The organism is Paenibacillus xylanexedens (assembly GCF_007676705.1).
GTDB classification, from domain to species: Bacteria; Bacillota; Bacilli; order Paenibacillales; family Paenibacillaceae; genus Paenibacillus; species Paenibacillus xylanexedens_C.
In genome coordinates, this window is record NZ_VEBF01000002.1 from 1310654 (window position 1) to 1336907 (window position 26254).

The window sequence follows — 26254 nt, forward strand, 5'->3', positions numbered from 1 at the left end:
CCCTCCTTCTCTTTACATTACTGAGCGGCCGATGCTAATTGAATGGATAAGATAAGGTCGTTTTCTTCTCCCAATGCATCAGCGACAGGTCCAAAGCCCGGCATATCACTACAAAAGCTCTGAATATCGTCGATGAGACCGGCACCCTGTATAAGCCGGTGAGTTATCGCTACTTTTCCCTCATGAACTTCAATAACGCGGTAGGCAGGTACATCGAGACAAGCTGCGGTCTGTACGTAATGCCATTTTGCTTGCTTAACGATGGAGTTTATGTGATTATGCCCGCAAAAATAGATGCCTCCTTCTGGCCGACTATTGAATATGCTCTTCAGTTCATCCTGCGGACGGACATACAGCTTATCGAGCGTCGAACGTGCAGTTGTATCGAATACCGGATGATGCCCGAAGAGGAGTACTTGCTTCTTATGCGAATCGGCAAGCTGGTCTTTGAGCCATGCCAGTTGCTCTCCGTCCAGTTCTCCTCCCCAATCCTCACGGTTCATTTCCTGGGTAGTATCCAGAAAAACCAGCTTGGCATGAGGCGTGTCAATCGTTCGATAGCGATCCTGACCTGTTAGCGTGGAAATCTCATGCTTTGGTATCGAATAGGTATCATGATTGCCCAGCACATGAATAAAGTTCCGTTCACTTCTTGCAAGAATGGAGTAAATCGATCGAAGTTCCTGAGCCGTTCCTTCATGTGTTAAATCGCCAATAGAGATATGAAAGTCCGCCTCTTCCTTCAGAAAAGCCTCGAGCATATGCTCGTATGCCCGGACTCTCGCAGCCTTCATTTCCTCGGTCCCGTGACTCATACTTGAATAGTGAAAATCACCTAGTAACGCCAGACGCATTAAACGCCACCTCCATCTTTATTTTGGACACCTTGCTGCTCAAGCTCTCTCCACCTGCAACACATCTGAAGGCTTTAAATGGTCATCCTGCTCCATGATGCATTCGTTGAAGGAAGGCCATATATAATCCGGAATGATACCGGTCTTTCCAATATCCTCTCTTGAGGAGATACCCGTAAGCACGAGCGCAGTCTTCATTCCATTCTGCTGTCCAAATAAAATATCCGTTTCCAGCCGATCACCTATCATGAGGCATCTGCTGCTATCCACATCCAAAAGCTCGAGCGCCTTCTCTGCATAATAGCGGGAAGGCTTGCCAATCACGACCGATGCTTTCTGCTGGCTAGCTGCCTCGATCGAGCTTAGAATGGCTCCGGTGTCCGGAATGATATCTCCTGGCACGGGACAGCAGTTGTCCGGATTCGTTGCGAGCAGAACCGCCCCATGACGGACTGCTTTTGCCGCTAAATGAAGCTTATCGTAATGAAACTGCCGATCCATGCCAACTAACACATGCGTTGATCGATACGGATCTTCGGTAATGACTATCCCGATTGCCCGAAGTTCTCTCTGCAAAGCCTCCTCACCGACAACCAGCACCTTGGCGTCCGGGGCATGCTCTGTAAAATACATTCCTGACACGTATCCTGCGGTCAGAATTTCATCAAGCTGGCACGAAACACCCAAATTCAGCAGCCGCTTGTAGCAATCCTCCCTGGTATGAACGGGAGTATTCGTAAGGAACAAGAGACGCTTGCCTCGTGATCGCAAGCCACTAATTAAGTTATTTACGCCAGGGAGCATCATCTGGCCGACATAAATCGTCCCGTCTAAATCGAAGCAATACGCATCGTAAGCATACAAATCCTCCATGACCTTAACCCTGCCCGCTCACACTGAGCTGGACAACTCCAATACATTCATGAAGCATTCGAGCTCATCTGTACAGACCCATACGGACGGATATTCCTGAAATTTCTCCATTATGGAAGTCTCATTTATTGTCCAAGCCATCAGTTGAATTCCTAGCTCTTGACATCGATGAATGTAATCTTCAGTCACGAAGGCATAGTGCATGGACAAGAATGTCGCCCCCATCTCTAACGACCAGTCAAGAATAGCCTTCGAACACCCAAAAGTGATGAGACCGATGCGTACATCGCTAGATAATTGCCTGATCTTCTCCAAGGCATCAAAATCAAATGACGTAATGACTACCTGATTCAGCAGGTTGAATTCTTTGATAACTTCAAGTACCTTTTCCTCCAGCTGAGGGTAATAGTTACCCATCTGCTTAAGCTCAATGTTAAGCCCAATCTTACCCTTTAAAGCACGCAGCACCTCTTCAAGGGTTGGAATATGCTCATCTTGCTTCATTTTAAAAGATTGCAGCTCCGAAGCTGTATAATCGGCTACCCTGCCCGTCCCATTTGTCATGCGGTCAAGCGTATGATCATGAATGACAACCGGGATTCCATCCTTGCTGAGATGTACATCCAGTTCAAGATGTGTGAACCCAAGCTCCACCGCTTTTAAAAAGGAAGACATCGTATTTTCAGGATATTTCTTTGGATAGCCGCGATGAGCAACTGCTTGAATGGTCATGCTAAAGTTACCTCCCGTTGTATTTTATGGACAACACAAAAAACCCAGCAGCAAATCACCCTCCTTCAACATCAAGGTTGTATCGATTTACTTACCACCGGGTTTTCTCGTCGTCTCCACCCAAGGATAAATGTATGAAATTAAGTCCAGAATTTCTCATGGCCTATCGAAACAAAATCTGCCCCGCTCTTTAATGCTTCCTGAATTTCTTCCTCATGCCGGATAAGTCCTCCAACAATCAACGGCTGCGTGATGCGTTCTTTCAGTTCTTGGATAATTCGGGGCATAAGTCCCGGCATCAATTCAACCTCATCAGGCTTGTAGCTCTTAATCATCCGAACTGCAGTCTCAATTGCAGCTGAATCAATGGCAAATATGCGCTGTATGCTTAATAAGCCTGCTTGCTTTGCAGCAGAAACCGCATTGCTCTTCGTCGTCACGATCCCATCGACTTTAAACACATCAGCAAGATATTGAATGGCGGAGGCATCTCGTCCAATCCCGGATACCATCTCGGTATGCACGTAAGCCTGTTTGCCGCTTTGATGCAGACTGTCTATGATTGAACCAAGATTGGTGATGTTGCCTGTCATCAGAATAACTCTCTTCACATCGCTTGCTATAGCTTGAGAAATTTGCTCGTCTACCGTAATGGAGGCGATGATGGGATAATTCTTCATGATTTAGTCCTCATTCCCTCGTTTGTCATCTTAAATGATAAAGCTTTAATATTCGTTTGGTATCACCGCCATGTAAACGGGGTATTAACTTAAGCCCTGAGGTTTGGCGAAGCCTAGCGAGGGAAATAGTGATAATACTACACATCGAAAGGATGAATCATACGATGAATCCAACTTCAGATCACCAAGAAGCAATTGAGAAAATTCAGGAATTGATCAAAGACATCGACGTTGCGATGCTTACAACGGTATCAGAAGAAGGGCTAGTTTCACGCCCAATGAAAACCCAGGATGTCGAGTTCGACAGCAACCTGTGGTTCCTGACCAAGAAAGATACGAGCAAATTTCATGAACTGCTTCACAACCAGCAAGTTAACATCGCATATGCGGGTAAATCTTTCGTCTCCATCCGTGGCGAAGCCGAACTCGTGGAAAGCTCTGAGAAGATTAAGGAATTTTGGAGCCCGGTCTACGAGAACGTACTAGAAACCACGTATGATGATCCGAACCTCGTTCTCATCAAGGTCAAAGCCGAAACTGCCGAGTATTGGGATACCGGCAACAAGTTTAAGATGGCCAAGTTCTTGTTCCGTCGACTACTGGGCAAAAATACTGAAGGAACAGATATCAATCAGATTGTGGAATTCAATTAGATACGTAAAGAAATTTCATAAAGAGAAGTGCCCATCATGCTATAGCGATGGGCACTTTGAATTCGATCTTATACAGGATATCAATCCATAATAGTCAGAGGCGTTCAAAAAAACGATTTAGGCCAGCCAAAACTCATCCCTCCTTGTCAACCAACTTGTACCGAATATCAATCTTCCCATCTTTCACTCTCATCTGAACCTCACCCACCTGATCTGTCCGATAAATCTCTGACCCGGTAGCCTCCAAACGTTCCATCACCCCCGGATTGGGATGCCCATATGTGTTATTAACACCGGCAGATATGACCGCGGTTTTGGCTTTCCAGTATTGGAGCCAGGCTTCGGTTGATGATGTTTTACTACCATGATGAGCGACCTTTAACACGTCAATGGAGACAGAAGCTGAGGCATCTTTTGAATTGTCCTGCAACAGGCCTGTAAGTACCTGTTGTACAACTCTCTCTGCAACTCCAAGATCTGCACCTCTCTGTTCAAACGCTTCAGCGAGCGAGCCATCTTGAATCATATAGAGCAGGTTCTGTTCGGCCGCTGCATCCATGTCTCCCGTGAACAACATGGATGTCCCAGCCATGTCCAGCAAAAAGACAACGGAATCATGATTCTGGTGTTCAGACACAGGCAAACTGCCAGAAGCTTCTATTTCCATATGTTCCAGATCTGGAGCTATAAAATGTAAACTCGTCTCCTTGTCAGCCTTATAAGACATGCCCTGCTGGATGGCGTAAAGTGGAATCTTTCGTTCCATGGCTGTAGTCAGTAATTTATCAAAGTTATCCTTACCACTAGTTGTGCCATTAAACATGAATCGTTTAACCGGGATCTGTTCCAGCACAGCCTGTAGTCCTCCCGCATGATCCTGGTCAGCATGCGTTACAATTACAGCGTCCAGTTGATGGATGCCTCTCTTTTTCAATAGAGGAACAACGACCTTGGCTCCCACTTCATACGGATCCCGCCTTGTTTTCCATGATTGTTCGGTGTTCCCAAAGTTCACCGTGCCTCCGCCATCCACCAAAATGTGTTTGCCTTCTGGCGTTGTAATCAACGTGCTGTCTCCCTGACCAATGTCCAAGAATTGAACAATGCCGGTTCCAGCAGGCTTCGGAGTCTGGTATGCCCACCACAATCCAGCAACAAAGCTGATCGCGAGCAAGCCGCACAACCACCGCTGAACTTTACTCATTCGCTGATGCGTATAATAACCTGCACCTCGTGCAGTAAATGCACTTGTATACTCCGGCCATGCGATACTGGCTCCTAAAGTCGTTAATGAAGTTTCTTTTCCATCTACATGGTTCTTACCTCGATACTGTTCCCCGGTAGACATCGAAGAACGAATGCCCACATTCCCCATTGCAACAGAAGGCTGTCGCATGACAAGAGGAGCCGTATCCTCCTCAGTAACCACTGTTTCTTGCTGTGTACCGTTGCCCTGATGAAGTAGATACAGCAGAGCATACAACACGGCGTAATATGCAGCAATCCACAACAGTGAAGGCGTAGCCCAGATCAATACAAAACCTGGCATGCTGTTCATCCACTCTACGCTTGTAAACGTCAGTTGATTCAGTTGAATTGCAACCCATGCGAGGGGTTTCGCCAAGGGAACCCATATGAAAGACAACAGCATGGCGACCGTCCCCAGAGGTAATACAATCGCACTAATCAAAGAAACAAGCAGAAAGTTAGCCACAAATGAGAGCAATGAGAACTGGTTGAAATATAAAATGGTTACTGGGAACGAAATCAACTGAGCGGTCACGGTAACGGATGCTGTCGCTGCCAGAGATTTCGGCCAACTGCTGAACAATCGGTTAATCAATGGCATGTAGATCATCAAACCTGCGGTTACGAGAAAAGATAACTGAAAGCTAACGCTCAGCAAAAAGTACGGGTTCCACCACATCATCAGCAATGCTGCTGCACTAATCATCTGAAGACCATCTCTGGCAAGACCACGACGAGCCATATACAGCCCAATCATGGACATTATGCCTGCCCGAATCACTGAAGGTGAACCACCGGATAGCAGCACATAAGCTGGTACCAGTATAAGAACAATCGTAAGTGCCGTCTCTCTGGTAAGCCTTAGCCAGGATAAAATAAGGAGAAGAGAAGCTACATATACAGCGACATGAGTTCCGGAGATTGCCAGGATATGCGTTAGACCCAGTTGTGAAAACTGACCATAGGTACCAGGATCGATATCATTAGCCATCCCGATAATCAGACCCTTCATATACCCTGCATGAGGCTCGGGGAATAATCGCTCGACCGCCGAACCCAACGCATGCCGCATCCAATCCGTCCACCGTAGTACGTTAAATTGTCCAACCCCTTCAGGGGGAGCTGCTGTTACTGAACTGGCTCCCTTCACTTTGAACAACCAGTGGATATGCAGGGTTCGCAAATAGCTGCGATAATCAAACCCGTCAAAGTTCCTGGCTTCACCAGGAAGGGCAAAAGAACCATGAAGCGTGATTGAATCGCCCCTCTTCCAACCTGCCGCTACCTGCTGTTCTTCCTCCTCCGCCAATCTGACTTGCACCATCAATTGTTCATCTATGTTGAACGCAGATGATGTTGCCAGATCTGTATCTGATGATGAATCCGAGATAGGCAATATTGAAGACATCTGAATCTTAAAGTCAGCCCGATCTCCATCAATGCGTACATCTGACACCAGCTCACCCTGAATTTCGGCTGACCAACCGTCCAGCGCATCAGCAGCGATCTGCATGGTCTCCGGCAGACTGCTATGATTGCGTGCGTCATTCCACTCCCAATGTGCAGCACCTCCAATAAAGGCAGCGAGTAAAAATACAATAGACCATCCACGCACATCCATAAAGCGAAGTAGAAGTGGCAGACATGCCAGCGCTCCAATGAACCCCCAGATTAACGTCCATCCTGTTAACGCGCATGCCATCCCGCTCCCGCATAACCAGCAAATCGTAAAACTCAGTAACGGTCTGCCTTTCATTCCTTCCCCTCCTTCATTCCACCCCATTAAACGCAGAAAAACCCCCGGAAAGCCGATTCAGGCTTGCCGGAGGTTCTCCCTCGCGCATTAGACTATATTAATATTAGTTGCTCACGGTCATCATCGTTTCCCGCGGCGGCTGGTAATTCTCCAGTCTGCGGAACGTTATGCCCTTCTGTTGCATCATATTCGTAACCTTGCCGGTATCTTTAGGATAAGAACGATGAAACACGATTTCTGTAATCCCGCTATTCGCCAGCATATTGGCACATGTCCAGCAAGGTTCGTCGGTCACATACACAGACGAGCCTTCGCGGTCAATTCGATCTGTGAATAAAAGCAAATTTTGCTCCGCGTGGATTGTGCGAATGCAGCGTTGCTTTTTGACCATTTCTTCTTGTCCATCGGTTACGACCAACTCATATTCTTCCGATATCATGCAACCTGCTTCAGAACAATCCGGGACGCCCGTGGGTGCACCATTATAGGCTGTTCCAAGCAGTTTCTTTCCCTGAACAAGCACAGCACCCACGTGACGACGCGAACAGCGGGAACGGGTCGAGACCATATATGCAATGTCCATAAAATACGTGTCCCAGTCCTTGCGTACCTCTGTACTCATGCTGCTTTCCTCCCGCTCAATACAATTTTTATTCTAATATTACCGGATCTGCACATGCGGTGCCATCTTCTCCAGCATCTTCATGCCGATTCCTTTGACCTTCGTCAAATCACTCACTTTCGTAAAAGGACCATGTGTATTCCGATAGTCCACAATGGCCTGAGCTTTCTTCTCCCCGATTCCGGGAAGCTCCGTAAGCTTGGAGACAGGTGCAGTATTCACATCAATCTTGCCGTTGTCGCTAGGTTCCTCACGAACGACAGATGGATTACTGTTCGTGCCCATCTCGGAAGTAACCGAAGGATTCGAATTCGTACTTTGCGCCACTGGTTCAATCGAAGTAGCAGCATCTGAAGGATTATCGTTCGTCTGACTTGTAGTTTGAACAACCGAATCACCTTCAACCCCAACGCTCGCAAGCTCTTTAGACTCTTCTGCCTTTGCCTCATTCCCAGTCTGCATCCCACTTGCATCCGTTCTCGAAGATGCTCCTGTATTGCTCTGAACCGAAGTAGCCGACTGTACAGCAGGTAGTTCCTGCTTTATCGTCGGCTTCTCGGTGCCGAGCTGCAAGGGTTCCCAGCCACTAGGTGGTTGTTCACTTTTGCCCGACCACAATATGAGTATACTTCCAACCACCGCTGCAGCAATGGTCATTCCTTTATTCCATCTCATTCTTCCACACCTCTCCCTGAATTCAAAATCATTCATTTCGAACACGGGCGGTGCTTCCGAACCGTTGAACTTTCCTTATGAAACAAGTTGTGCATTTTTCATGTCATGTGAAACAGGTCCTCACGCATAGAATAGAGGGAATGAACTGCGCCAGTACCGTAAAGCATGAAAGGAGGCCTGAAACAATGAAGGTTGGATTTATCGGAACCGGCAGCATGGGCAGCCTGTTGATCTATGCCCTGATCCAATCGGGTGCACTCGAACCCCGGCAGATCGCCGCCAGCAATCGAACCCCGTCCAAAGTACGTCAGTTATCCCTCCGTTACCCTGGTCTGCATGAATCCCAGAGTAATCGGGAAACGGTGATCCGAAGCAATATCATATTCCTGTGCGTGAAGCCGCTTGAATTCAAACATGTCATTGAAGACATCCTGCCTGTCGTGAATCCCAATCATATAATTGTCTCGATCACCAGTCCCGTGCAGCTGCGCCATCTGGAATCTTCACTTCCTTGCAAAGTCTCCAAGGTTATTCCCAGCGTCACACACCAGGTCGGCAGCGGAGCATCCCTGTGCATACACGGTGAACGAATGACCAGTGAAGACCGCGCTGTATTAGAAAGTCTGCTCAGTCATATAGGCAGGCCCTACCAAGTGGATGAAGCCTGTACACGAATTACATCCGACTTCTCCAGCTGCGGACCGGCATTCATATCGTTCTTCTTGGAACAGTGGATCGAAAGTGCAGTGAAGCTGACAGACATCAAAAGAGCAGATGCCTGTGCTCTGGCTGGCGAAATGCTCCTGGGAACAGGCAAGCTGCTCACCGAAGGAGGTTACACTCCGCAAGAACTTCAGGCTCGTGTCGCTGTACCTGGCGGTATAACCGCTCAGGCACTTGCATTGCTGAAGGTTAGTCTCGACGGCGTTTTCGACAGCCTGATCCACACAACACATGACAAGTATGATGAAGATTTGTTAAAGCTGGATGAACTATTCCGAGCCGGTGAGATTAACCGGCAACAATATTAACGAGTTTGCCTGGAACGGCAATGACCTTGCGAATGGTCTTGCCTTCCAGCGCCTGCTTAACAGGTGCCAGCTCCATCGTAAAGTCCTGCATACCCTGTGCATCCAGATCCTTCGCGATCGTAGCACGTGTTACGATTTTACCGTTTACCTGAACAACGATTTCTACTTCCGCATCCACTGTCATGGACTCATCATATTCAGGCCAAGCCACGTAAGAGATTCCACCTTCATGACCCAAACGGCTCCACAGTTCCTCTGCCATATGCGGTGCCAGTGGTGACAACAGCTGCACAAAGTTCTCCATCGCTTCACGAGGCAGTGTATCGGCTTTGTAAGCATCATTGATGAAGATCATCAGCTGACTAATGGATGTGTTGAAACGCAGATGTTCCAGATCTTCCGTAACTTTTTTGATCGTTTTGTGAGCCGTCCGCTTGAACTCATCCGTTCCACCGTCCACCGTAATCTTGTCATTGATGGCTCCTGTGTCTTCGTTGATGAAGAGACGCCATACACGTGACAGGAAGCGGTGCATGCCTTCAACCCCGTTTGCATTCCACGGTTTTGTCGCTTCCAATGGTCCCATGAACATCTCGTACAGACGCAATGTATCTGCACCGAATTCATTCACGATTTCATCCGGGTTAATGACATTACCACGGGATTTACTCATTTTCTCATTATTGGTACCCAGGATCATACCTTGGTTCACCAGTTTGTGGAAAGGCTCTTTGGTATCCACAACACCCAGATCATACAGCACTTTGTGCCAGAAACGAGCGTACAGCAAGTGAAGCACCGCGTGCTCTGCTCCGCCAATGTACAGATCAACTGGCAGCCACTGCTGCTGTTTATCCTTGGAGATCAGTTCCTTGTCATTATGCGGATCAATAAAGCGCAGGTAATACCAGCAGCTACCCGCCCATTGTGGCATGGTGTTGGTTTCGCGACGTGCCTTCATTCCCGTTTCCGGATCTACCGTATTCACCCACTCTGTAACATTCGCCAGTGGTGATTCTCCAGTACCCGAAGGTTTGATCTGGTCGATATCAGGCAGCAGCAGTGGAAGTTGATCCTCCGGTACGGTCTTCATCGTTCCGTCTTCCAGATGCAGAATTGGGATTGGCTCACCCCAGTAACGCTGACGGCTGAACAGCCAATCGCGCAGACGATAGGTTACTTTACCTTGTCCTTTACCGTTCTCTTCCAACCAAGCAATCATTTTGGCAACCGCTTCTTCATTGTTCAGTCCGTTCAGGAAATCGGAATTCACATGCGCACCATCACCCGAATATGCCTCTTGTGTAACGTCTCCACCTTGAATAACCTCGATAATATCCAGACCGAACTGCTTCGCAAATTCCCAGTCACGTGCATCATGACCCGGAACAGCCATAACTGCACCTGTACCGTAACCAGCAAGGACATAATCGGCAATCCAGATTGGCAGTTTTGCACCATTAACGGGATTGATTGCATAAGCGCCAGTGAATACACCTGTTTTGTCTTTGGCCAAATCCGTACGTTCCAGATCACTCTTACGAGAAGCCTGCTCCTGATAAGCCTGAATCGCTTCACGTTGGTCATCAGTTGTAATTGCTCCTACCAATTCATGTTCCGGAGCAAGTACCGCAAAGCTCGCACCGAACAATGTGTCCGCACGGGTAGTGAACACCTTGATGACTTCCTCGCGACCCTCAATGGCAAATACAACTTCTGCACCTGTCGATTTACCGATCCAGTTGCGCTGCATATCCTTGATGCTTTCAGACCAATCCAGCTCTTCCAGGTCTTCCAACAGACGCTCTGCATACTCGGTAATTCTCAGAACCCATTGACGCATCGGTTTGCGTACAACCGGATGTCCACCACGTTCACTCTTGCCATCAATAACCTCTTCATTAGCAAGTACCGTTCCAAGTGCTTCACACCAGTTAACGGCTACTTCATCCACATAAGCGAGGCCTTTATTATACAGTTGGATAAAGATCCATTGCGTCCATTTATAGTATTCAGGGTCCGTTGTGCTGATCTCACGATCCCAGTCATAAGAGAAACCGAGCGATTTGATCTGGCGACGGAAATTGTCAATATTACGGAATGTAATATCTCGTGGATGTTCACCTGTATCCAGTGCATGCTGCTCAGCAGGCAGACCGAAAGCGTCCCAACCCATTGGGTGCAATACGTTGTAACCGCGCATACGTTTGTAACGGGAAACGATATCCGTTGCCGTATATCCTTCCGGGTGGCCTACGTGCAGACCTGAACCGGATGGATATGGGAACATATCCAGTGCATAAAACTTCGGTTTAGCAGGATCTTCACCCGTTTTAAACGTTTTATTCGCATCCCAGTATTGCTGCCAACTTTTTTCCATGACTTGTGGCTGATAGCCGTGTTTCGGCTGGTTATTCTCACTCATCTATTGTTCCTCCTTCAGGTTATTCGCATTTTAATTGCAACAAAAAAACCTCAGCATCCCGTAGCGTTTGCAGCGCTAGGGACGAGAGGTTGAATTCCCGTGGTACCACCCTAGTTAGCGGACGAACGTGCTTCGTCATCCACTCCCTTTGGACCTGTAACGGCGGTTAACCGATGCGGATTTCCATTCCTGAACCCAAGCTTTATACAAGCAGGTTAAACAGAATGGTGTAATCACCGCATTTCTCCAAGGCGAGTTCGCAAATCACTGTCAACCGGCTTGCACCAACCGCCGGCTCTCTGTTATGTACAGGAATTACTACTGATCCTTATCATCGAAATATGTATACAATATCGGGAACATTATATAAAAAAGCAAGCCCAAAGTCAATATTACACGTGATAATCACCTTTTTAAGCCACACGGTTCGTATCTTTTAATAACACTCGTTGCTGTTCAGGATAAACGAAAACGCTCGATGCCTTCCTCCAGATTATGAATGGCCCAATTCACATGTTCCTGATTATCATATTGGCGATAAGCGCATTCAATGCGTAATACCAGATCAAAATACAAGTCGTATAGACTTCTTCTTCTCAGCTCACTTTCAGTCGTAATCGCATGCCCGTATCCCTTCACGAATCCGGGAGTATAGTTAAAATGACTAAAGTAATGCTCCATCAAAGGGTCTGCCCACAGAGAACGTTCAAAATCAATAATTGCTGTGATGCGACCTGCGTCTACCAGAACATTGCCATCCCACAGATCCCAACTGACAAGTACAGGTTCTTTTACATCGTCCAGCACATCCGATTTTTCTTCAATCAAGCGTCTCAATTCAGGGTATTCACTCGAAAATGTAATCCCGGCTTCTTCCCCATCGTTAAGAATGTCATCCATCAGATGGATAAATGCTTCTTTCCAAGTGGAATAACGTTGTTTTTGCTCCGAGAAATATCCGAACTTCTCTCCTTTGATTTCATTAATCCGACGATTGTAACGACCCAGCTGTTGTTCAATAGCTTCCTGCTCTTCCGCCGCGTACTGATCCTTGACCTGATTGTAGGGTGTTCCAGACATATACTCCATGATAAAATAACGCGCTGGAGCAATGGTTAACGAATCATCATAAGCCAGCACTTGCGGTACGGGAACATCCTGTAGTTTCGTAATGAGGCGTAGTGCCTCAACCTCGGCAATCATGAGATCCTGCTCACAGCGCATCAGATTTGTCGAAGCCGACGGGGCAATTTTGAGTACCACCCGCTGTGCATCACTTAGGGTAATGAGATATGCATGATTGGCCCAGCCATCCACCATCTCCTTATAGTCCTGTATACTTGCAGAGAGATGTTGTTTGATTATGGTATTCAGCTGTTCTGACGTGAGTCTTGTTTTATATGTACTTTCCATTACTGCACCTCGCTTTGAATATTAATTCGGTTAGAAAACGCTTTCTTTCCAACCATTATGGCTTCCTTTCCTATAACTAGCAATACTTTTTGTCACCTCATTATGTCTTTTCTTGCATTCCTTGTCCGATTCACAGAAGCTTGTTATTCATTCTCCTTGGAGTATCAAACAAAAAAACTGCCCTTATGCACCATAAGGACAGCTCTTCTCATTCGCTCTTACTTCACAGCAACGTAGAACAAGCGCTGTGCGCTGTCTCCGGCTTCTTCCCATTCAAAATCGGCATACACCTTCACGTCTCTGAAACCTGCCTTGGATAACTCCAGCTTCATCCAGTCCGGATTATACGCGCGCTGGACATGAACTTCTTCAAAACGCTGGTACATATCCTTGCTCCCATCATCCACACGCGAAAAGATACTCAGATGATGCTCAATCTCACAACGATCTTGATCCAATCCACAAGTCCATATATACGATACGGAGCGTTCATCCAATACAAAAGGCTGTTCCTCATCATAACGAATAAGGGTATTGGGATGATGAACATCAAACAGGAACGTTCCACCAGGTTTCAACATCTCATATGTGCGCTGGAATGTACGAACGACATCTTCTTGTTCAAGCAGGTAATTGACGCAATCACAGAAAGATATCACTGAATCCACAGGCTCCGGAACTCGCCAATCCCGCATATCCTGCTGCACCCAACGTACACTGCCTTCGCGGTACAAGCGATGACCTTGAGGCGTGGCCTCCATCTTACTGCGCGCAACCGACAGCATATCTGCTGAGAGGTCAATGCCTGTAACTTCAAAACCGGAGTTCACGAGCGGGATCGTAATCGAGCCCGTCCCACAGCCAAGTTCTGCGACACTTTTGGGCATTCCATGATGTTCCCAGGCTGTTCTTGCAAACCTTATCCAGTCCGGATAAGGCATATCTTCCATTAATTCATCATAGACATAGGCAAATTTCCGGTAAGACATTCAGGCACCGCACTTTCAATTTCATTTTCCAATCCTGATCTAACAAAAGAAAAAGCAGGGGTATCCGGTGTTTACCCAGCCTAGCCCTGCCTTCTCCTAGTTCCATGTTACAAATATTTAATCAAGAAAATTACTTGGTTTCATCCTGATCCGCAGGTGCAGATTCGGACAAATACGTCCAGCTCTCCTTTTGCACGATCAGTCCGTCTTTCATCAATTTGCCCAAGGCACGCTTGAAAGCAGACTTACTGATGCCAAAGCGCTGCTTGATGATATCCGGCGGAGTTGCATCCGAGTATGGCATGCCCCCCATAGGACGTTCTTTCATGAAAGCGAGCAGCTTGTCTGCATCTTCGTTACGTCCAACTTGTTTTAGTTGAGTCATGGCCAGATTCACACGTCCGTCTTCACGTACCAGTGTCACCCGACATTTAACTTTTTCACCAAGACGCAGCATATGACTACGTTCGGATGAATGAATCATACCAATCGCGCCAAAGCCCAGTACACCGCCCTCTACAAGTACAAAAGTACCCATCTGCAGTGGCTTGTACACCGTCGCTTCAACCCATTCGTTTAACCATGAAGTTGGAGCATGGAAAGACAATGGTGAAAGCTCACGTTCCCCGGCCAATTTGGCACGCAGACGTCCTTGCTTGTCATGTTCCATGATTACAAAGACTTCATCCCCTACTTGAGGACGCAGTTCTTCCAGTTCAGGCAGCTCACGGATGGGAAGCAGCAATTGCCGTCCAAGTCCCATTTCGAGGAAACAACCCAGTCGTGGGTGGACATCAGCCACAACCAGTCGTGCCATTTCGCCGAGCATGAGATAAGGCTTTTTCATCGTTACGGCCAGACGGTCTTCTGTATCAAAGAATACAAAAACCTCAAGCGTCTCGCCAATCTTAATATCCCGCGTTAACTCGGTGTAGTGAAGCAGTACATCTTCCGATCCTGTCGTCAAAAAGAAGCCAAACGGAGACACTTCACGTGAAACCGGCAAAGAGACGACTGTTCCAGCAATCAAACTCATACAGTTTCCACCACTTTGGCATCAGACCATAGACGTTCAATATTGTAGTATTCACGCTCGTCACGGTGGAAGATATGAACAACAACATCGCCCATGTCCATCAATACCCAACGTGCGGAATCCATACCTTCGATACCTTTGATCGTCGCTCCGGCTGCATGAGCTTGTTTGCGAATTTCAGTGGCAATGGCTTGTACCTGTGTATCGGAATTCCCGTGACAAATAACAAAATAATCCGCCACCAGAGAAACATTAATCAGGTCCAACGCTACAATGTTGGATGCCTTTTTGTCGTCAGCGGCAGCAACCGCCATATTCATAAGTTCTTTCGATGATACTGTCATGAACCAACCTCCATAATCTATAATTGTGCAATCAAGTCATTACGCGACAGCATGGTCAAAGGATAAATGACACGTCGTTGCGAGATCAGCAAGCTGATCGTCGAATCGAATCCGGCAATTAAACCTTCCTCCAGACTACGTTCAGCCTGTTCGCGAATGTGATCCACTCCCGGGAAATCTCGTCCCGGCTCAATGTAATCGGCAAGACATACCACTTTGTCCAGCAAGCTCATGCCTACCCGACCCGAGGTATGCCACCGGATGGCATTAATAACTTCGGAATCCGCTACACCGTAATCACGCTCGGCTACAAAAGCACCGACTTCGGAATGCCAGAGCTGCTTGTCATGCTGCAGAAGTTCCTGGTTTAATCCGTTATCACGGATGACCACTTCCATCTCCGCTACGGGCCAGTACTTCGCCACATCATGCAATATCGCTGCCAGATCCGCTTTTACAGGATCAGCACCGTATTTTTCAGCCAACTTCACTGCCGATTCCATCACACCCAGTGTATGCTTCCAGCGTTTCTCCGGCATTTGTCCGGATACGGCTTGAATCAGTTCCTCACGGCTTAGTCCCATATAAACCGCTCCTTACAATATATTGGTGCACTTCATCAGGAATCATGAAGCGTACCGAATGTCCTTTGGCAAGACGTCTGCGTACGGCTGTCGATGAAATATCGACCAAGGGCATCTCGGCCAGCAGGACCCGATCCTGTAACTCGTCTGGTAAATCATCCAGATGTAACTGGAAGCCCGGCCGACCAACTCCGATAAAGGTTAAGCGTTCTGCAAGCTCTTCAATCTGCTCCCATTTGGGAAGATAGTTCACCATATCCGCCCCGATAATGAAATAGAATTCATGTTCTGGATGGCGACGCCACAGTTCCCTCATCGTATCGATGGTATAAGACACTCCGCCAAGTTCCATCTCGATGCCGAGCACCTCATATTGCTGCACACCCTTCACAGCCGCTTCCGTCATGTCGAGACGTTGCTGTCCCGAAGCTCCGGCACCCCGCTTGTGAGGTGGAACATGGGAGGGCATGAACCAGATCTCATCCAGTGCATGCGAATCCCTTGCCGCTTCAGCTGCCAGGAGGTGTCCCATGTGGATCGGATCAAACGTACCACCCATGATGCCGATCTTCACCCGCGTCACGCTCCCTTATCTAGGTAGTTCGATTTGTTTGTTATCGCGTGATTCTTTGTACAGGATGATTGTGTTACCGATGACTTGTACAAGCTCGCTTCCCGTTTCACGGGCAACTTCTTCTGCCATCTCTTTTCTGTCCTCGTCATTGTTGTTCAACACTTGCACTTTCATCAATTCGCGCTTCTCAATCGCATCTTCGATGTGACGGAACAGGTGCTCGTTTGTGCCACCTTTACCAATCTGAAATACAGGGGTCAGGTGATGTGCCTGTGACCGCAAAAAGCGCTTTTGTTTACCGTTTAACATGAATACTCCATACTCCTTATATTGAGCAGGCCCTAATTGACAGTTCAAAGACTGTCCGGACCTGACCGTTCATTTATATTTTCACACTTCAAAACTTTTTAACACTGCACGTCTCATCGTCTCCACAGGAGCCGGGATGCCGAGCCAATGTTCAAAGGCTACAGCGCCCTGATATACAAACATACCCAGACCACCGTGCACTGTGCATCCACGTAACCGTGACTCCCGAAGCAGGCGAGTTTCCAGCGGATTATAGATCAGATCACTCACAGCTGCGCCTTCACGAATTAGTGCAGGATCAACCGGCACGTCATCAACATGAGGATGCATTCCGGCAGCCGTTGTGTTAATCACAATATCAGCCGTAGCCAAGACCGTCGCAGCGTCTTCCATGCCACCGCCCGAGATTTCTCCCAAGCCATGGCCCCGTAAATCCGAAGCAAGTGCAATAGCCCTGTCCGCTGTACGATTCAGAATGTGAATCTGCTCAGGCTTCTCCAATGCAAGTGCGTATATAACGCCTCTCGCCGCTCCACCTGCTCCCAGGACAGCAATACGTTTGCCCGCAAGCTCCGGCACAGCCTCTTCCTTCAGGGATCGGACATAGCCAATACCATCCGTATTGTACCCTGTCAGTGTTCCACTTTCATTGACGATGGTATTCACCGCACCAATCAGGCGAGCACTTTCATCGATCCCATCCAGGTACTGCATCACCTGCTCTTTGTGCGGGATGGTGACATTGACACCACGATAGCCCAATGCCACAATTCCCCGAACTGCCGCTTCCAATTGATCCGGATGAACATGCAGTGGCATATACATTCCATTCACTCCTGCAGCCTGGAGGGCCGCATTGTGCATTGCCGGTGATTTGGAATGAGCAATAGGATCACCCATAACGCCAAGCAACACGGGAAGTGAAGGGTCGCATTTTTTCTCCTCAGACATAGGTCCGCCTCCGATCCGCTCTGATGTACAGGTTCTGAGATTACATTAGATTAAGGATGGACGGATCTGTACACGAATGCCTTTTGGAGCATGCACAGCAACAAGTGCTCCAATATCGCCATTCACCTTAATCCAGCCCAGACCAGAGATAAATACATCCGATTGACTGCCGCGTTTGATACGGAATTCATGTCTGGTCCATTCAGCCATCTCTGCTGCATCCTCACGGGTTGGCGGAGATAACAATTCTCCCAGGTGGTCACGGTACAGGTCATCTGCACGCTCCAGCTTCGTCCGGTGAATATCAAGCGCAGTGCTGATAAAACAAGTGAACGACTGGCGATCACCTTCAACAAAGTCGAATCGAGCCATGCCGCCGAAGAACAGCGTCTGACCAGAATTCAACTGATAAACAGCCGGTTTAAGCGGTTTTTCGGGCATGATGGCAGCGAGATCCTTACGGGAAACAATCTCGCTGAAACGCCATGGATACACGATTCCAGGCGTATCAATAATATATTTCCCATCATCCAGCGGAATGTTCACCATATCCAGCGTTGTGCCCGGATAACGGGATGTGGTCAGTTCCTGCTCCAGATCGCTGTAATCCCGGATCAGACGGTTAATCAGTGTGGATTTGCCCACATTGGTTCCGCCAACCACGTACACATCACGATCTTCGCGATAGGTTCCAACTAGCTCAAGCAGTCGGTCGAAGCCCTGATTTTGCTTTGCACTGCACAAGACTACATCCACTGTACGCAAACCTTGTTCTTTGGCTTGCTTTTGTACCCAATTGCGAACCTTGTTCCAGTTGGTTACTTTTGGAAGCAAGTCCGTTTTGTTCACAGCAAGCAATACCGGATTGTTGCCTACAAAACGTTGCAGACCTGAGATAATACTGCCATCAAAGTCAAACAAATCAACGATATGGATGACAAGTGCATCCTTATCCCCGATTTTGCTAAGCAGCGCCAGGAATTCGTCCTGATCCACCGTAACGGATGATGACTCATTGTAGTTTTTGATGCGGAAACAGCGCTGGCATATAACCGGTTCACGATCCAGTGCCTTCTCGGGGATAAACCCTGGTAATTCCGGATTTTCTGTTTGCAGATGCACGCCGCATCCGCTGCACCTTACGGCAAGGTTGCCGTTATGCGGTTCTGTCATTTCTTCTTTTCCTCCTCAAGCCATAAGCCTTTCCTGCGTAAACTCGTTAGAGCAATCCGTTCCACGCGTCGATTGAAGCGGGTCATGAAGCCTTCGTCCCCAATGGAGATTGGCAGTACCAGAACGGTATATAGACCCATTCGGTTCCCTCCATAGACGTCCGTAAGCATCTGATCGCCTACTACAATCGTTTTTTCAGGAGTTAACTCCATCATTTTCATTGCTCTACGAAACGGTACATTCGATGGTTTGCGTGCACTATGCACAAACTGGATATCCAGCGGGGTCGCAAACAGGGATACACGATTCAAATTGTTATTGGACACAATCATCAGCTTGAAACCTGCCTCTTTCACACGTGCAAACCATTCAATCAGTTCGGGCGTAGCGTCAGGGGCTTTGGCTCCAACGAGTGTGTTATCCAGATCAGTTATAATTCCACGGTAGCCTTGAGCGTACAGCTCTTCCAGATTAATGTCAAAAACCGTGTCTACACGCAGCTTGGGCATTAACATTTTAAACAAAGAAGTCACCTCAGTTTCATACGACACACTATATCACAAATCCGTCTTTCCTGAAAATGCATACAGCGCCTGATGGCATAGGAAAAAGGAAAAACGGGACGGGCAACAACTATGCCCGTTCCGCTTTCAGTTCCTTCCGCAGCTTCAAGGCTGTCTGATAGACACCCTTCCAGTCGTCGGCAGTTACGGACGCCGGACTGTAGCGAGTCTGTTCAAACTTCATGAGAAGCTCATGCAATGTAGCTTCTGCAGCTGGCTTGGCCTGGCTCCAGCGGGTTACCGATTCACGAAGTGTCTCGTCTCCGCTCCGGGTCAGACCTTTGCGTTTCACATATTGAATCCAACGCTCGGTCTCTGCCACCACCTTCTGTTCAGGGGTGAGCGGTCCACCTGTCCGCAGACGAAGCAGGAGGAATCGCAAGGAGAAGCGATTACGCCAGAACATATATGCTATCCACAATGCGATGATGGCTCCTGCAGCCCAGATGACAAAAGTCGGGATGGTGGACGAGGCCTGCTCTGGTGCAGGAGTCTGCTCTTCCTCTTGTACCGGCTCTTCTTCTGGCTGTTCTTCAGGCTCATCTACAGGCTGTACATCAGGTTGTTCCGTGAGCAAAGGCATATCAAATCCTGGGGTTGCTTCAACAGGAATCCAGCCATACTCACCAAAATAGACCTCTGCCCAGGAGTGTGCATCTGCATTCGTAACAGTGTAGGTTGTCTCAATCTCCGCGCCAGGTTGACGCGGAGCCTGCATGTCCGAATTCAGAGACAGTTGTCCAGGCGCATAACCTTTAACCCACCTTGCAGGAATGCCCTCCGAGCGCGCCATCATTACCAGCGCAGTGGAGAAATAGTCACAGTAGCCTTCCATAATGTCAAACAGGAAGCCTTCCACAAAGTCGCTGCTTACTTTTCGAGATAAATCCGGATTGTTCGTGTATTCAAAATTGGTTTGTAAATAGTTTTGCAGTAATGCTACTTTTTCATACGGGGTATTCGCAGATGCTGTTATTTCAGCTGCCAAATCTGACACCCGGTCAGGGAAACGGGATGGTAACTGCAAGTACATATCGTCTGCCGGATTACTGTTGTACAGATCTTCAAAAGACTTTGTACGCAGCTCATCCTCCACAATCACAGGAGCTTCCGACACGATGGTGTACGTCTTGGGATACTGTGGTTGCTGACGGTCTGTCACCACATGCAGTTCAGCCTGTTCAGCATTCCACAACATACGTTCTGCTCTGTCCTCGCCGTTAATCGAACTCACTTCAGCGATCGAATAAGCACCAAAGAGAATCGGATAAACATTATCATTCAGCATCGTTACATTCTGGGTTACTTGTCTGGTATTTACGTTTCCGGATTCATCATTCTCCAGAGGCTGTCCTGCTTCAACATTCTCTGTCGCACCCCGTCCCCGGTCATCCCACCCTGTACCTGTATACTCTGCACGTGTCTCACCACGCCAGTAACTACGCTCATTGGTGGTGACAGACATGACAGGAGTATAGTCGAAGTTGAACCCTCCACCAAGCTGATTGTCTTCCCTGCTGTATCCCGATTCGGTAGCCGCCGGAATATCAAGGTTTCCGTTACCAGCCTGGCTTGTGGAAGTACCGGTATAGTTACGCCACGCCGTATATGGGTCTGTCAAGGTGGGTGGAATCTCCGGCATATTGACGCTGGCCACAATAATTAAAGAAAAGATAATGGCAATATTGGCCAGGACTTTATAAGGATGACGGATGATTCGCTTCCAACCTTGTGGATACTGTAGCTGATAATTGCGGAAATGCTGACATACGAGCCATCCCATCCCTGCAAACATCACCCACGCGATTTCAATCCAGAGTGGGATCTGAGTGAAAGAATCGAGAATCCCCATCGAAATGATGTTGACACCCAGAAAAACAAGAATGCGACGTGTGGTGGTCACGAGCCGAAGGGCAGCTTCAAGCATCACCCATGCACACAGAGAGAACCAGATGTATGGCGCCATATGCAATATAAATTGCTCCGCTCGATCCGTTAAAGAGCCATAAGGGATGTACACCATATAATCAATTAGTGTTTTATGCAAAATGTAACCGACGACAACCGCCTTGATGATCGTCCGATATATCGTTTTGAAGGGCAGAATGACCTCCAGCACACAGACCGCTGCAAGTGTCCATAACACCAGAGAAGTCGTTTCCGTATACCAAGATTCCTGTGTAAATGAAATCCACTGCATTCCAATGAGGAAAATCCAGAGCAATGATGCTGCATGATACCAGGATCGTTTGCCTGTAACACTTTCAGTTCCTTTTGTACTCATACAGAACCTCCCCCCATCACCGTTGGAAGCTCCTGCAAATGAGAAACAGCGAATGACCTCGTGCCTCTTCCACGCAACATGGCATTCCACTCGGCACTCCGGCGGGATTCGCTGGTATCGATCAGAATATGACATGGAGTCATGCCCCGCGTATCAGCCCAGCGCAACAGTTCTAATATTTTCTCATCCTTCTGGGGAGAAATCACGACAAAGTAAGCTCCCTGAGGCAGTTGACGTGCGATTCTTTCCACACCAGGCAACAGCTGCGTATCCTGCCCATTATGTTGAATATCCACCAGATGATGCATCATCTTCTGCCGTTCCAACAGACTTTCACTGGGGGCCATGAAGGATGTCTCGTCTGACAATGTCAACAACCCCATTCCCATTCGTTCTCTGGCACCATACTCCAGTAGAGAGGCAGCTGTGGACACGGCAATCTCAAATGCATCCCCATGTTCATAACTTGATGCTAGCCCATCGAGAACCAGAATGGTTTTGGGTACCGACTCATGTTCGAACTCCTTGGACTTCCAGTTCCCTGTCTTCGCCGTGGCATTCCAGTGAATGCGGGAAAGTCGATCTCCGTATACGTAATCACGTACACCATTAATCTGGGTCGTCTCTCTTCGCGAGCGGGTTAGAGCCGTCTGTGGACCGGATAATCGTGATTTGCGGTCGTATAGCTGCCAATATGGAATAAATACCGTTCTTGGCAGTACTCGAAACTCACCTTTAGCCTTAAACTTCCCTCGATGTTCAATCAGTCCAAAAATGTCTTCACTGGCGCATTCTGTTTCTGAAAAAACATACTTGCCCCGCTCAAGTGGCGGTGTCTGGAAAGACAACTCGCCATTTCCTCGCATATTGGGAATCAAGCTTTCCTTGAACGACCAGGATTCTCCGTTATGCCGGTGCAGCATTTCACGTACTACAACATAAGGAAGCGGGAGGAATCCCGGAATAGTCAGACTCAGCTGTACTTGAACCTGATCGCCTGCATGCAGCAGTTCTTCGTGGTCCGGGCCAGAGGAGAGCTTACGCACTCCTTGAGCACGTCTTACTCCGCTAAATCCAGCAATGGCAAGATACACGCAGAGCAGGGTCACCATCGACAGCAACATAAGGGATGTCTTCCCGCCCTGAAACAAAACATAAGCCAGACAGCACATCCACACCATTGCGATGCTCCATACGCGTGGGTGGCGCAGCCCTCTATTCACTGTACTCAAAAGCGGCTTCATGAACTATTGCCCCATGGAGACGGGCACGCGAACCTGCTGAAGTACGGCATTCAGAACGGCCTCGGAACTCATACTGTCCAATCTCGATTCGGGACGGAGCACAATACGATGAGAGATCACATAAGGGGCCATCGTCTTCACATCATCCGGAAGCACATAATCACGTTCTTGCAAGAAAGCAAAGGCCTTCACGGCCATCATAAAGGATATGGCTGCCCGTGGGCTGGCACCCAGCAATACAGATGGGTGGGAGCGGGTTTGACGAACAACATCCAGCAGATAGTCCATGACGGGATCACCGATAAAGACTTCCTTGATCTCCTGTTGGATTGCCGAGATCTGATCCATATGGGTTACGGATTCAAGCCGATCTACAGGCTGGCCCAACTGATGTGTCTTCAACAGGGTTTTCTCAATCTCTTTATCGGGATAACCGAGACTTATTTTCAACATAAACCGGTCAAGTTGTGCTTCCGGCAATGTGTACGTACCTTCAAAATCAATCGGATTCTGAGTTGCACAGAGCATGAACGGATGTGGCAGATCATACGTATCGCCATCAACGGTTACACTGCGCTCCTCCATAACTTCGAGCAGAGCTGACTGCGTTTTCGTTGTTGCCCGGTTAATCTCATCAGCAAGCAAGATGTTGGTCATTACGGGGCCTGGACGGAAATAAAAACGCTCATCCTTCGGATGAAACACGGATACGCCCGTAATATCACTTGGTAAAATATCAGGATTACATTGAATGCGTCGGTACTCTCCGCGCATGGATTTCGATAATGCCTTGATCAACTGCGTTTTGCCAGTTCCCGGTACGTCTTCAATCAGAACGTGCCCGCCTGCAAGCAAAGCTGTAAGTAAAAGTTGAATTTCAAAGGATTTCCCCATAATGCAGGATTCCAGATTCGAACGAACTGCGGATATGATTTGGATCGACTCTTTGCGCACAGGCATGTGGTCTAACCTCCTAAAAAAGCATACAGATTTCCTTTTATTGTACATGATCCGAGGTCACGAGTACACTCGAAGGGAATCACAATTTGTTTCCAGCCCGTCAGATTCGCCGCAGTTTACGCATGAATACGACAAAAAGGCCCGGATAGAGTTATCCGAAGCCTCTGCTGAATCGCAATATGTTCAAGTAGATTTCTCATTCTACGTTAGCCTTTTGGTCTAACCACCAATGCCGCGAGAAAAGAAAAGATGATCGCTGACGAAATCCCTGCCGCAGTCAGATCGAAAATCCCTGTAATCACACCCAGCCATCCCTCTTTTTCCAGCTCCGTCAATGCCCCGTGCACCAAGGAGTTACCGAAACTTGTGATGGGGATGGTAGCACCCGCACCTGCAAATTTAACCAAGGGGTCATACAGGCCAAATGCATCCGCAAGCGCACCTGTCACAACAAGTGTACTCATGGTATGAGCTGGCGTCAGTTTAACCCCATCCATTAGAAGCTGTCCGACAACACAGATTAAACCGCCAATAATAAATGCCCACAAGAACTGCATTACCTTTATCCCTCCTTTTCTATGGCTACGGCATGAGCTATACAGGGAATACTTTCACCCTGCTGGTACGAAATTGGAGACAACAGTGCCCCGGTAGCAACGACGAGCACCCGCTTAAGATCACCCTTCTGCATTCGGTTCAAAATATGACCATAAGTTACGGTGGCAGAACATCCGCAGCCACTTCCCCCGGCAACAACATAAGGTTGTTTCTCCCGATCATAGATCATCAGGCCGCAGTCATTAAAAACCGTCTGTTCCATGGGAATGCCTTCTCTTTGCAGGAGTTCTTTCGTAATCGGCAGACCGACGGAAGCCAGATCCCCTGTCACAATGAGATCATAATAGCCGGGTTCCAATCCCGTATCCCTGAAATGAGAGATTATAGTGTCGGCTGCTGCTGGCGCCATGGCTGAACCCATGTTAAAGGGATCTTTGATGCCCAAATCCATAATGCGTCCAATAGTGGCTTTGGTAACAACGGGACCATCACCAGTACGGGAGACCACACCACACCCTGATCCTGTGACGGTATATTGCGCATAAGGCGGCTTTTGGGAGCCATACTCCGTCGGATACCGAAATTGTTTTTCCACCGTACAGTTGTGACTCACCGTTCCTGCAAGGACATAATCTCCAGCTCCCGAGTCAACAATCATGGAGGCCAAAGCTAATGTTTCCATGGATGTGGAGCAAGCACCAAAGACACCCAGATAAGGTGCTCCCAGTTTTCGTGCTGAAAAGGAACTGCTGATAATCTGATTCATCAGATCTCCACCAACAAAAAAGTGAAGCTCTTCCTTGGTGATATTTGCATTAACCAAAGCCAGCTGAGAGGCCTGTTCGAGCAGTTTGCGTTCTCCCTTTTCCCACGTCTTCTCGCCGATCTCGAGGTTGTCATAGACATAATCGAAATCAGATGACAATGGACCCTCGCCTTCTTCTGGTCCTACAACTGCGGCTTTACCGATGATCCGCGGACGATTCTCAAACTGCCACGTCTGGCGACCCAGTCGTTTCATAAGTGCCCACCTCCGAATCCCAAAAAGGCGTATACGATACCTACGACAAATGCCGCCACGACACCGAACACGATAACGGAACCAGCAAGCTTGAACATGTTGGCCCCTACACCGAGCACTAACCCTTCAGCGCGATGTTCCAGTGCAGCAGAGCACATGGAATTGGCAAATCCGGTAACCGGAACAGCGGTGCCCGCTCCTGCCCACTGAGCCATTTTATCGTATACGCCCAGACAGGTCAGAATAACCGATATAAGGATCATGACAGCAACCGTTGGATTGGATGCCTCCTTCGATGTCATGTCGAAGCCAGCCATAAAAGCCTCCTGAATGGCCTGTCCGATCAAACAGACGGTTCCACCAACCAGAAACGCCTTGAGACAGTTTTTCAGGATCGGCCGAGGCGGCTCATGTTTTTTCGCGACTTTCTTGTACTCCTTTTCATCCATGGACAGAGACGATGATTTTTTTGAGCTTCCGGATGCAGATTGAGCTGACAAAATACAAGACCTCCTTTATGTGAATGAATCAACAGCTGCGGCTGATGAATGCCTATGTGTGTAATCCTCTATTCATTGTTTGTTAATGATCGGAAGGTTATGTATCCGGCGACAGACAGCATATGTTTCCAACAGGATCAAGCCGTGGAAACAAGATTCGATTATGCCGGATCTCCAGAGTTATTTGATTACGTCCTATAAA

Annotated in this window: 26 protein-coding genes and 1 other annotated feature; of the genes, 2 read left to right on the plus strand and 24 right to left on the minus strand. The window is 48.1% G+C overall.

Annotated features, from left to right (window positions below; genetic code table 11):
- Positions 1 to 17: 17 nt before the first annotated feature.
- The 4 genes from FS628_RS15850 to FS628_RS15865 form a co-directional block, all read right to left on the minus strand.
- Positions 18 to 854, minus strand: coding sequence for a metallophosphoesterase family protein (locus FS628_RS15850; protein WP_145323327.1), 837 nt, complete (start codon positions 852 to 854; stop codon positions 18 to 20).
- Between the two features lie 39 nt (positions 855 to 893).
- Positions 894 to 1727, minus strand: a complete 834-nt coding sequence (locus FS628_RS15855; protein ID WP_145323329.1) for an HAD-IIA family hydrolase — start codon at positions 1725 to 1727, stop codon at positions 894 to 896.
- 18 nt (positions 1728 to 1745) lie between these two features.
- Positions 1746 to 2459, minus strand: a complete 714-nt coding sequence (locus FS628_RS15860) for a glycerophosphodiester phosphodiesterase (RefSeq protein WP_145323331.1) — start codon at positions 2457 to 2459, stop codon at positions 1746 to 1748.
- 140 nt (positions 2460 to 2599) lie between these two features.
- The gene (locus FS628_RS15865; protein WP_145323333.1) at positions 2600 to 3139 is read right to left on the minus strand and encodes a glycerol-3-phosphate responsive antiterminator; all 540 of its coding nucleotides are present in this window, start codon (positions 3137 to 3139) and stop codon (positions 2600 to 2602) included.
- A 164-nt stretch (positions 3140 to 3303) separates the two neighbouring features.
- Here FS628_RS15865 and FS628_RS15870 point away from each other — a divergent pair, with 164 nt between their 5' ends.
- Positions 3304 to 3792: a pyridoxamine 5'-phosphate oxidase family protein gene (locus FS628_RS15870; RefSeq protein WP_145323335.1), complete on the plus strand. Its 489-nt coding sequence runs from the start codon at positions 3304 to 3306 to the stop codon at positions 3790 to 3792.
- A 133-nt stretch (positions 3793 to 3925) separates the two neighbouring features.
- On the opposite strand, the gene FS628_RS15875 is transcribed toward FS628_RS15870, so the two are convergent.
- The 3 genes from FS628_RS15875 to FS628_RS15885 all read right to left on the minus strand — a co-directional run bounded on the left by FS628_RS15875 (position 3926) and on the right by FS628_RS15885 (position 8093).
- Complete coding sequence (locus FS628_RS15875; protein ID WP_260871048.1) at positions 3926 to 6796, minus strand: ComEC/Rec2 family competence protein; 2871 nt, start codon at positions 6794 to 6796, stop codon at positions 3926 to 3928.
- A 103-nt stretch (positions 6797 to 6899) separates the two neighbouring features.
- Positions 6900 to 7418 carry a deoxycytidylate deaminase gene (locus FS628_RS15880; protein ID WP_145323337.1) on the minus strand — a complete coding sequence of 173 codons (519 nt, stop codon included), beginning with the start codon at positions 7416 to 7418 and terminating at the stop codon, positions 6900 to 6902.
- Between the two features lie 39 nt (positions 7419 to 7457).
- Positions 7458 to 8093, minus strand: coding sequence for a helix-hairpin-helix domain-containing protein (locus tag FS628_RS15885; RefSeq protein WP_186327828.1), 636 nt, complete (start codon positions 8091 to 8093; stop codon positions 7458 to 7460).
- Positions 8094 to 8278: 185 nt separating this feature from the next.
- Here FS628_RS15885 and comER point away from each other — a divergent pair, with 185 nt between their 5' ends.
- Positions 8279 to 9124: a late competence protein ComER gene (gene comER, locus FS628_RS15890; RefSeq protein ID WP_145323341.1), complete on the plus strand. Its 846-nt coding sequence runs from the start codon at positions 8279 to 8281 to the stop codon at positions 9122 to 9124.
- Here the strand turns inward: comER and leuS are convergent.
- The 17 genes from leuS to spoVAC form a co-directional block, all read right to left on the minus strand.
- Complete coding sequence (gene leuS / locus FS628_RS15895; protein ID WP_145323343.1) at positions 9105 to 11549, minus strand: leucine--tRNA ligase; 2445 nt, start codon at positions 11547 to 11549, stop codon at positions 9105 to 9107. The two genes, comER and leuS, sit on opposite strands and share 20 nt — an antisense overlap.
- A gap of 74 nt (positions 11550 to 11623) precedes the next feature.
- Positions 11624 to 11893 (minus strand) — a binding site (T-box leader).
- 112 nt (positions 11894 to 12005) lie between these two features.
- Positions 12006 to 12962: a phosphotransferase family protein gene (locus FS628_RS15900; RefSeq protein ID WP_145323345.1), complete on the minus strand. Its 957-nt coding sequence runs from the start codon at positions 12960 to 12962 to the stop codon at positions 12006 to 12008.
- 218 nt (positions 12963 to 13180) lie between these two features.
- The gene (locus tag FS628_RS15905) at positions 13181 to 13951 is read right to left on the minus strand and encodes a class I SAM-dependent DNA methyltransferase (protein WP_145323347.1); all 771 of its coding nucleotides are present in this window, start codon (positions 13949 to 13951) and stop codon (positions 13181 to 13183) included.
- Between the two features lie 130 nt (positions 13952 to 14081).
- Complete coding sequence (locus FS628_RS15910) at positions 14082 to 14987, minus strand: CvfB family protein (RefSeq protein WP_145323349.1); 906 nt, start codon at positions 14985 to 14987, stop codon at positions 14082 to 14084.
- Positions 14984 to 15331: a ribosome silencing factor gene (rsfS, locus tag FS628_RS15915; RefSeq protein WP_036615136.1), complete on the minus strand. Its 348-nt coding sequence runs from the start codon at positions 15329 to 15331 to the stop codon at positions 14984 to 14986. The genes FS628_RS15910 and rsfS overlap by 4 nt, the downstream gene beginning before the upstream one ends.
- 17 nt (positions 15332 to 15348) lie before the next feature.
- Positions 15349 to 15915, minus strand: a complete 567-nt coding sequence (gene yqeK, locus FS628_RS15920; protein ID WP_145323351.1) for a bis(5'-nucleosyl)-tetraphosphatase (symmetrical) YqeK — start codon at positions 15913 to 15915, stop codon at positions 15349 to 15351.
- Entirely contained in the window at positions 15899 to 16489 is a 591-nt protein-coding gene (locus tag FS628_RS15925; RefSeq protein WP_145323353.1) for a nicotinate-nucleotide adenylyltransferase, read from the minus strand. Before FS628_RS15925 ends, yqeK begins: the two co-directional genes overlap by 17 nt.
- A gap of 15 nt (positions 16490 to 16504) precedes the next feature.
- Entirely contained in the window at positions 16505 to 16798 is a 294-nt protein-coding gene (gene yhbY, locus FS628_RS15930; RefSeq protein WP_063567269.1) for a ribosome assembly RNA-binding protein YhbY, read from the minus strand.
- 81 nt (positions 16799 to 16879) lie between these two features.
- Complete coding sequence (gene aroE / locus FS628_RS15935) at positions 16880 to 17749, minus strand: shikimate dehydrogenase (RefSeq protein ID WP_145323356.1); 870 nt, start codon at positions 17747 to 17749, stop codon at positions 16880 to 16882.
- Positions 17750 to 17794: 45 nt separating this feature from the next.
- Positions 17795 to 18922, minus strand: a complete 1128-nt coding sequence (gene yqeH, locus FS628_RS15940) for a ribosome biogenesis GTPase YqeH (RefSeq protein ID WP_145323357.1) — start codon at positions 18920 to 18922, stop codon at positions 17795 to 17797.
- Entirely contained in the window at positions 18919 to 19446 is a 528-nt protein-coding gene (locus FS628_RS15945) for a YqeG family HAD IIIA-type phosphatase (RefSeq protein ID WP_145323359.1), read from the minus strand. The genes yqeH and FS628_RS15945 overlap by 4 nt, the downstream gene beginning before the upstream one ends.
- Positions 19447 to 19555: 109 nt before the next feature.
- Positions 19556 to 21769 (minus strand): DUF4129 domain-containing transglutaminase family protein, encoded by a 2214-nt coding sequence (locus FS628_RS15950; protein ID WP_145323361.1) that lies wholly within the window; start codon positions 21767 to 21769, stop codon positions 19556 to 19558.
- Positions 21766 to 23013: a DUF58 domain-containing protein gene (locus tag FS628_RS15955; protein ID WP_145323363.1), complete on the minus strand. Its 1248-nt coding sequence runs from the start codon at positions 23011 to 23013 to the stop codon at positions 21766 to 21768. The genes FS628_RS15950 and FS628_RS15955 overlap by 4 nt, the downstream gene beginning before the upstream one ends.
- Positions 23014 to 23016: 3 nt before the next feature.
- Positions 23017 to 23973, minus strand: a complete 957-nt coding sequence (locus tag FS628_RS15960; RefSeq protein ID WP_062835567.1) for an AAA family ATPase — start codon at positions 23971 to 23973, stop codon at positions 23017 to 23019.
- 206 nt (positions 23974 to 24179) lie between these two features.
- A complete protein-coding gene (gene spoVAE, locus FS628_RS15965; RefSeq protein WP_145323365.1) occupies positions 24180 to 24530 on the minus strand; it encodes a stage V sporulation protein AE in 351 nt (116 codons plus the stop codon).
- A 5-nt stretch (positions 24531 to 24535) separates the two neighbouring features.
- The gene (gene spoVAD, locus FS628_RS15970; RefSeq protein WP_145323367.1) at positions 24536 to 25552 is read right to left on the minus strand and encodes a stage V sporulation protein AD; all 1017 of its coding nucleotides are present in this window, start codon (positions 25550 to 25552) and stop codon (positions 24536 to 24538) included.
- Positions 25549 to 26001 (minus strand): stage V sporulation protein AC, encoded by a 453-nt coding sequence (gene spoVAC / locus FS628_RS15975; protein WP_145324195.1) that lies wholly within the window; start codon positions 25999 to 26001, stop codon positions 25549 to 25551. Before spoVAC ends, spoVAD begins: the two co-directional genes overlap by 4 nt.
- Between the last annotated feature and the right edge of the window lie 253 nt (positions 26002 to 26254).

What these genes read in the sequence shown, in the direction of transcription:
- FS628_RS15850 (WP_145323327.1), bottom strand. Translation starts at nt 854, where the DNA reads ATGCGTCTGGCGTTACTAGGTGATTTTCACTATTCAAGTATGAGTCAC.
- FS628_RS15855 (WP_145323329.1), bottom strand. Translation starts at nt 1,727, where the DNA reads ATGGAGGATTTGTATGCTTACGATGCGTATTGCTTCGATTTAGACGGG.
- FS628_RS15860 (WP_145323331.1), bottom strand. Translation starts at nt 2,459, where the DNA reads ATGACCATTCAAGCAGTTGCTCATCGCGGCTATCCAAAGAAATATCCT.
- FS628_RS15865 (WP_145323333.1), bottom strand. Translation starts at nt 3,139, where the DNA reads ATGAAGAATTATCCCATCATCGCCTCCATTACGGTAGACGAGCAAATT.
- FS628_RS15870 (WP_145323335.1), top strand. Translation starts at nt 3,304, where the DNA reads ATGAATCCAACTTCAGATCACCAAGAAGCAATTGAGAAAATTCAGGAA.
- FS628_RS15875 (WP_260871048.1), bottom strand. Translation starts at nt 6,796, where the DNA reads ATGAAAGGCAGACCGTTACTGAGTTTTACGATTTGCTGGTTATGCGGG.
- FS628_RS15880 (WP_145323337.1), bottom strand. Translation starts at nt 7,418, where the DNA reads ATGAGTACAGAGGTACGCAAGGACTGGGACACGTATTTTATGGACATT.
- FS628_RS15885 (WP_186327828.1), bottom strand. Translation starts at nt 8,093, where the DNA reads ATGAGATGGAATAAAGGAATGACCATTGCTGCAGCGGTGGTTGGAAGT.
- comER (WP_145323341.1), top strand. Translation starts at nt 8,279, where the DNA reads ATGAAGGTTGGATTTATCGGAACCGGCAGCATGGGCAGCCTGTTGATC.
- leuS (WP_145323343.1), bottom strand. Translation starts at nt 11,549, where the DNA reads ATGAGTGAGAATAACCAGCCGAAACACGGCTATCAGCCACAAGTCATG.
- FS628_RS15900 (WP_145323345.1), bottom strand. Translation starts at nt 12,962, where the DNA reads ATGGAAAGTACATATAAAACAAGACTCACGTCAGAACAGCTGAATACC.
- FS628_RS15905 (WP_145323347.1), bottom strand. Translation starts at nt 13,951, where the DNA reads ATGTCTTACCGGAAATTTGCCTATGTCTATGATGAATTAATGGAAGAT.
- FS628_RS15910 (WP_145323349.1), bottom strand. Translation starts at nt 14,987, where the DNA reads ATGAGTTTGATTGCTGGAACAGTCGTCTCTTTGCCGGTTTCACGTGAA.
- rsfS (WP_036615136.1), bottom strand. Translation starts at nt 15,331, where the DNA reads ATGACAGTATCATCGAAAGAACTTATGAATATGGCGGTTGCTGCCGCT.
- yqeK (WP_145323351.1), bottom strand. Translation starts at nt 15,915, where the DNA reads ATGGGACTAAGCCGTGAGGAACTGATTCAAGCCGTATCCGGACAAATG.
- yhbY (WP_063567269.1), bottom strand. Translation starts at nt 16,798, where the DNA reads ATGTTAAACGGTAAACAAAAGCGCTTTTTGCGGTCACAGGCACATCAC.
- aroE (WP_145323356.1), bottom strand. Translation starts at nt 17,749, where the DNA reads ATGTCTGAGGAGAAAAAATGCGACCCTTCACTTCCCGTGTTGCTTGGC.
- yqeH (WP_145323357.1), bottom strand. Translation starts at nt 18,922, where the DNA reads ATGACAGAACCGCATAACGGCAACCTTGCCGTAAGGTGCAGCGGATGC.
- FS628_RS15950 (WP_145323361.1), bottom strand. Translation starts at nt 21,769, where the DNA reads ATGAGTACAAAAGGAACTGAAAGTGTTACAGGCAAACGATCCTGGTAT.
- FS628_RS15955 (WP_145323363.1), bottom strand. Translation starts at nt 23,013, where the DNA reads ATGAAGCCGCTTTTGAGTACAGTGAATAGAGGGCTGCGCCACCCACGC.
- FS628_RS15960 (WP_062835567.1), bottom strand. Translation starts at nt 23,973, where the DNA reads ATGCCTGTGCGCAAAGAGTCGATCCAAATCATATCCGCAGTTCGTTCG.
- spoVAE (WP_145323365.1), bottom strand. Translation starts at nt 24,530, where the DNA reads ATGCAGTTCTTGTGGGCATTTATTATTGGCGGTTTAATCTGTGTTGTC.
- spoVAD (WP_145323367.1), bottom strand. Translation starts at nt 25,552, where the DNA reads ATGAAACGACTGGGTCGCCAGACGTGGCAGTTTGAGAATCGTCCGCGG.
- spoVAC (WP_145324195.1), bottom strand. Translation starts at nt 26,001, where the DNA reads ATGGATGAAAAGGAGTACAAGAAAGTCGCGAAAAAACATGAGCCGCCT.